Annotated in this window: 6 protein-coding genes; all 6 read right to left on the minus strand. The window is 48.8% G+C overall.

The genetic code is table 11. From position 1 onward, the window contains the following. Positions 1–2: 2 nt before the first annotated feature. Positions 3–263, minus strand: coding sequence for a stage V sporulation protein S (locus tag HPY90_RS07375; RefSeq protein ID WP_013175234.1), 261 nt, complete (start codon positions 261–263; stop codon positions 3–5). A gap of 125 nt (positions 264–388) precedes the next feature. Further along, positions 389–1174, minus strand: coding sequence for a TIGR00282 family metallophosphoesterase (locus HPY90_RS07380; RefSeq protein WP_287193021.1), 786 nt, complete (start codon positions 1172–1174; stop codon positions 389–391). A gap of 166 nt (positions 1175–1340) precedes the next feature. Next, positions 1341–2879 (minus strand): ribonuclease Y, encoded by a 1539-nt coding sequence (rny, locus tag HPY90_RS07385; RefSeq protein WP_041433436.1) that lies wholly within the window; start codon positions 2877–2879, stop codon positions 1341–1343. Between the two features lie 198 nt (positions 2880–3077). Beyond that, positions 3078–4100, minus strand: coding sequence for a recombinase RecA (recA, locus tag HPY90_RS07390; RefSeq protein WP_013175231.1), 1023 nt, complete (start codon positions 4098–4100; stop codon positions 3078–3080). A 69-nt stretch (positions 4101–4169) separates the two neighbouring features. Continuing rightward, complete coding sequence (gene thpR / locus HPY90_RS07395; RefSeq protein WP_287193028.1) at positions 4170–4730, minus strand: RNA 2',3'-cyclic phosphodiesterase; 561 nt, start codon at positions 4728–4730, stop codon at positions 4170–4172. A gap of 1 nt (position 4731) precedes the next feature. Continuing rightward, positions 4732–6006, minus strand: coding sequence for a competence/damage-inducible protein A (locus HPY90_RS07400; protein WP_287193031.1), 1275 nt, complete (start codon positions 6004–6006; stop codon positions 4732–4734). Positions 6007–6210 lie beyond the last annotated feature (204 nt).

A 6210-nucleotide genomic window follows, 5' to 3' on the forward strand; every position in this document is an offset into this window, starting at 1 on the left:
TGTTACCGCGGCTCTACTATTAGCTTGATAGCCGTCCTCTCTTCCCCGTCTATTATAATATCGGTAAATGCAGGTATGCAGATTAAATCCATTCCGCTCGGAGCTACAAATCCTCTGGCGATAGCTATTGCTTTGACCGCTTGATTGATAGCCCCGGCCCCAATAGCTTGGATCTCTGCTGCGCCCTTTTCCCTCAAAACCCCAGCCAACGCTCCTGCCACAGAATTTGGGCTTGATTTAGCTGAAACCTTTAATACCTCCATTTGAAAACCTCCTTCAGTCTAGGTTGGTTCGGTGCTAAAAGGTTGCTCTCCTTTAATTATATTCTAAGCCTTTTAACTAATTCCTCCTTTGCATTTAAAATCTTTTGGATAATATTACATGTAAATTATTCTTCAGAATAGTAACGTATCCGCTTAATAGTTTTGACTGTAAAATTTTCCGGGTCGAAGCGCAACAAAACCGCATCCAGTTGGGATCTGCCACGAGCGACCGTCAGCCGTACGGGCCGCTGCGTAAGAAACTTGTGTAAAGCTTCCTCCTTGACCATTCCTAGTATAGAGTCCATAGGTCCTGTCATCCCTACGTCTGTGATGTAGGCAGTTCCTCCCGGAAGTATTCGTTCATCGGCAGTCTGAACATGGGTATGAGTACCTATCACCGCCGATACCTTCCCGTCTAAATACCATCCCATAGCCTGTTTCTCAGAGGTGGCTTCAGCATGGAAGTCTACAATTATGACGTCCGAAGTACCTTTGACCTCGTCCAGTATCCGATCCGCGGTCCGAAAAGGGCAGTCCAGGTTATTCATAAACACCCGCCCGGAAAGGTTTACCACTGTAACGCGTGTACAGTTTCCCGAAATATAAGTATGATAGCCTTGCCCCGGGCAATCTCCCGGATAGTTTCCCGGTCTCACGATCCGCGGCTCATTGTCGATAAAATCAAAAACCGCTTTATTATCCCACACATGGTTGCCCATGGTTAAAACATCAATTCCGGCTCCGACAAGCTCATCTTTTATAGGGCCGGTTATCCCTTTACCTCCGGCAGCGTTCTCGGCATTAGCAATAACAAAGTCTACTTTATGCTCCCTGATTATAGAGGGTAACAGCACCTTAACCAGGTTCCGACCCGGCCTCCCTACGATATCCCCGATGAACAAGATGTTCATGTAACCCCTCCCCCAGGCCTCGGGCTCTTGATCCCGCTTCCCGGCAGTCAAAATCCAATGGTACTGATTTCCAAAATATTATACCTAATTCCCGGCATAATATACATCTTATATGCAACACATACAAACACAAGGGCCTCTTGGTTGAGGCCCATATTCTCGCTATTTATTTGGCGTAATCCACCGCTCTGGTTTCCCGTATGACTACAACCTTTATCTGCCCAGGGTAATCGAGATCCTGCTCTACCTTCCTCGCTATTTCCCGAGAAAGGTTTATAGAAGCCAGGTCATCGATTTCCTCCGGCTTCACCATTATACGCACCTCACGACCCGCCTGGATAGCATAGGCTCTCTCGACCCCAGAAAAAGAATCTGCCAGCTTCTCTAACTTCTCTAGCCGCTTGATATAAGCCTCCAAGGTCTCGCGGCGTGCGCCTGGTCGTGAAGCCGATATGGCGTCTGCGGCCTGAACCAAAACCGCTTCGATGGTTTCAGGCTCGATGTCGCCGTGATGAGCTGCAATGGCATGAAGTACCTCTTTACTTTCTCGATACCTCTTGGCCAGTTCCACACCGATTTCGATATGAGAACCACTCACTTCGTGGTCGACCGCTTTGCCTATATCGTGGATCAGGCCTGCCCTCTTAGCCAAAACCGCGTCCACTTCCAACTCCGCTGCCATGACTCCAGCCAAATGCGCTACTTCAATCGAGTGTTTGAGTACGTTTTGACCGTAACTCGTCCTGTACTTAAGTCTGCCCAGCAGTCTAATTATCTCGGGGTGCAAACCGTGAACACCGACTTCAAATGCCGCTTGTTCTCCTACTTCTCGAATCTCCTGCTCGATCTCCTTAGTCGCCTTTTCTACCATCTCTTCGATTCGCGCGGGATGAATTCTGCCATCCGCGATAAGCTTTTCTAAAGCTACCCGCGCTATCTCCCTGCGAATCGGGTCAAAAGAAGATAGGATTACGGCCTCGGGGGTGTCATCTATTATCAGATCTACCCCGGTAAGGGTCTCGAAGGTACGGATATTGCGCCCTTCTCGTCCAATAATACGCCCCTTCATCTCGTCGTTGGGAAGCGCAACCACCGATACAGTTGTTTCAGCAGCTACGTCAGCCGCGCACTTCTGTATAGCAAGGGTTACAACATCCCGAGCTCTTTTCTCCGCTTCCTCTCGAGCTTCGGCTTCCACTTCCCTGATCAGGGCAGCAGTCTCCTGCCTTATCTGTTCTTCTACGTTGCGGAGTAAAAGCTCCTTAGCCTGCTCCGAGGATAACCCTGAAAGCCGTTCCAGCTCTTTCAGCTGCTGGCTCAAAATCACCTGCAAGTCTGCCTGGGTCTTTTCGATATCGATCTCCTTTTCGCGAAGCATCTGCTCCTTCTGCTCGATATTCTCCAATTTCTTGTCAAGTGTTTCTTCTTTCTGAATTATCCTCCGTTCTATTCTGTCGAGTTCACGCCTTCGCTCCCGGTTGTCCCTCTCTGCTTCCTGCCTTGCCCGGTGAATTTCGTCCTTTGCTTCTAACAATATTTCTTTCCGCTTCGCTTCAGCTTCCTTTATCGCTTCTTCCAGTATGCGTTTGGCTTCTTCTTCCGCAGCACCGAGCTTACTTTCAGCTACATTTCTTCTTAGAACGTATCCTGCTCCGATTCCAGCTATCAACGCTACTACCGCAATTATGATGGAAGTAAATTGAATCCCTGTCACCTCCTGTTCGGTTTAAACTAATTATTATGGTGTTTCCTAATGTGCACTGCCGGACAGAAGACATAAAGAAAACCGAGTCAGAACTCGGTCAAAACAGAAGTTCCTCCAGCTACAGTATTAAACTTTTGATGGTAGAACTTCTCCAACCTTAGGTTTAATTTTATTAAGTCCTAGAATTAGTGTCAAGTTTTAACTCTGGTCCACCTCGCGTGTTTCCCGAGGGCCGATCAAAGCAGTTCTAATCCTGGATTCCACCTCTTTAAACACATCGGGATTGGCCCGCAGAAAATCTTTTACATTCTCGCGGCCCTGCCCTATTCGCTCGCCCTCGTAAGAATACCAGGCCCCGCTCTTTTGCAAAATCTTCAGCTCCACACCCAGATCCAACAGATCGCCTTCTTTGGAAATACCTTCCCCGTACATTATATCGAACTCTGCCTGCTTGAAAGGCGGAGCCACTTTATTCTTCACCACCTTCACCCGGGTTCTGCTGCCAACAGTTTCTGTCCCCTGTTTTATGTTATCGACCTTCCGGACTTCTAGACGCACAGAAGCGTAAAACTTCAAGGCACGTCCTCCCGGTGTCGTCTCGGGGTTACCATACACAACCCCAACCTTTTCCCGTATTTGATTAATGAAAATAGCACAAGTTCTCGATTTGCTGATTGTGCCGGTAAGTTTACGAAGAGCCTGGGACATGAGGCGCGCCTGTAAGCCTACGTGAATATCCCCCATTTCACCTTCCAACTCGGCTTTGGGAACCAAGGCCGCGACTGAATCTACAACCAGCACATCTACAGCCCCACTGCGTACGAGGGCTTCTGCGATCTCTAGAGCTTGTTCCCCAGTATCTGGCTGAGATACTAATAAGTCATTGATATTGACTCCCAGTCTCTTAGCGTACAGAGGATCCAATGCATGTTCGACGTCAATAAAAGCGGCAATACCGCCATCTTTCTGGGCCTCGGCTATTACATGCAGAGCTACTGTGGTCTTCCCCGATGACTCGGGCCCGAATATCTCAACTACCCGTCCGCGTGGCAGTCCCCCAACGCCTAAGGCCATATCTAGGGAGAGGCATCCGGTGGGTACAACGGCGACATTCATGGCTGCGGCTTCTCCCAGCTTCATGATGGAACCTCTTCCGAAATCCTTCTCTATTTTTCTTATCGCCGATTCAAGAGCCTCTAGCCGATCCGACCTCTCAGACATACCTAACCCTCCTCAAACATATGTTCGTCTAATGGCATTATATTCCTCTCTCCCTGGCCTGTCAAGTTTTCACCCGTTAAGCCGTATCTTCTCCAAGACAGAATACGTGGGACCTTTTGAACTTAGCTGACTTTGCATCAAACGGATTTCCTCTACCCTGAGCCGCGAAAAATCGGTTTCATAAGATAACTTACGCAACAAAGATACGAGTTCTCGAACATTTCTTTCCGACCTGACTCTTCCCAGAGTCAGGTGGTATTTACGGTTGTTTTCGGGCTCATACCCGAGTTCCGCCAAATAGGCGTCTACCCTTTCTCCCAGCCAAAAAGCCTTTTCCAGTTCCCCCTCAAGGCCGATCCATATCACTCGTGGTCTTCGTTCATTGGGGAAAAACCCGGCTTGGTCAGGTTTCAACGTAAAAGGCGGCGATTCTTCTCCCACTCGGCGCAATGCGTCTATGATCTTAGATACTTCATGTTCCTCTACTTCCCCGATAAACTTTACCGTGAGGTGGTAGTTATGAGGCTCAACCCATTTTACATCCGCTCCTACCGTCAACAATTCTGATTTAATGGCCCCGACTTGTTTTCTCAGATCTTCTGAAACAGGTATTGCGACGAAGATTCTCACCTTATCCTCTCCCTGTCAAGTATCTCCGCAACCAATCCAAAGCGCTCTTTGCCGTCAAGGTCCTTATCGATTCTCTTCCCCCTGTTAAACGTAATTCCTTAGTAAGAACCCGGTTGGCATCTGCCAAACCCATGTATACAAGGCCCACCGGTTTCTCAGGAGTCCCCCCGTCCGGCCCGGCGATCCCCGTGATACCTATGCCGATGTCTGCGCCGGAACGCGATCTTATACCCTGCGCCATCTCCCCTGCGGTCTCGGGACTAACAGCACCAAAACTAGCCAGAGTCGAAGGGCTGACCCCAAGTATTCGTATCTTCGCCTCGTTAGAATAAGAGACTACTCCACCCCAAAAAATATTCGAGCTGCCCGGCAGATCGGTCACCATTTTGGCCAACAATCCCCCGGTACAGGATTCGGCAAAAGCTACCCGAAGTCCTCTTTCTCGCAACATGCAAGAGACCACCGCGGCTAGAGTATCGTTGTCATAGCCGAAAACGTTCTGCCCCAAAGTCTTGACGAGGCCCGTTTCAAGGGCGGCAAGTCTTGTTTCTACCTGTTCATGGTCTTCCCCCTCACAGGTTATCCTGACGTGGATCTCGCCTTCTTCCGCCAAAAGGGCAATAGAAACCCCTCGCGGTTCATCCAAGAACTCCTTTATCATCTCTTCCACTTTTGATTCTCCTGGCCCTATGACTTTTATTACCCGGGTTTTCACAAGACCCGTCTTTTCCCCGAGTTTTTGCCTTAATAAAGGTTCAACTTCTTCCGAAAACATGGGCTGCATTTCCCTGGGGGGACCAGGCAAGAGAATTACGGTCCTACCGTCTTTTTCTAAGAACATACCGGGGGCTGTTCCACGGGGATTGGAAAGAACCCTGGCTTCTGGAGGGAACATGGCCTGGCGCAAGTTGCTCTCCGGCATGTCTCGGTTCCTCCGTTTGAAAAACTCTCTTATCCTGGCCACTTCCTCCGGTCGCAACTCCAAGCTGCACCCCATAACTCCGCAAGCCACTTCCTTGGTGAGATCATCTCGGGTTGGTCCTAGTCCTCCGGTTGCGATTACTATATCTGCTATCTCTAATCCGAGTTTAAACGCTTTTTCTAGACTTGACCGGCTGTCGCCGACTACCGACTTGCCTACAACCCTGATTCCCATAGAAGCAAGACGACGGGAAATGAAAACCGAATTAGTCTCTACCACATCTCCCAAAAGAAGCTCGGTCCCTGTAGAAATGATATAGGCCTGAGTACTCAAACTAATCACCTCATTTAACATGATTAACCATCCACAGATGCACACTGATGCGCACAGATTAACACAGATAGATATTGAGCTTAAGAAGCGACTTTATAATCCCGTTCGCTAAAGACCAGTTCTCCAGGGCTTGCTAAAGAACCTTACAAAAATTTATTAGCCCTATACTAATTATTCTAACCCCAAAAAACAAGAGGTAGGCATCCCTACCTCTGTCACTTACAT

Origin of the sequence: Syntrophothermus sp. (genome assembly GCF_013314835.1) — a bacterium.
Lineage (GTDB): Bacteria > Bacillota > Syntrophomonadia > Syntrophomonadales > Syntrophothermaceae > Syntrophothermus > Syntrophothermus lipocalidus.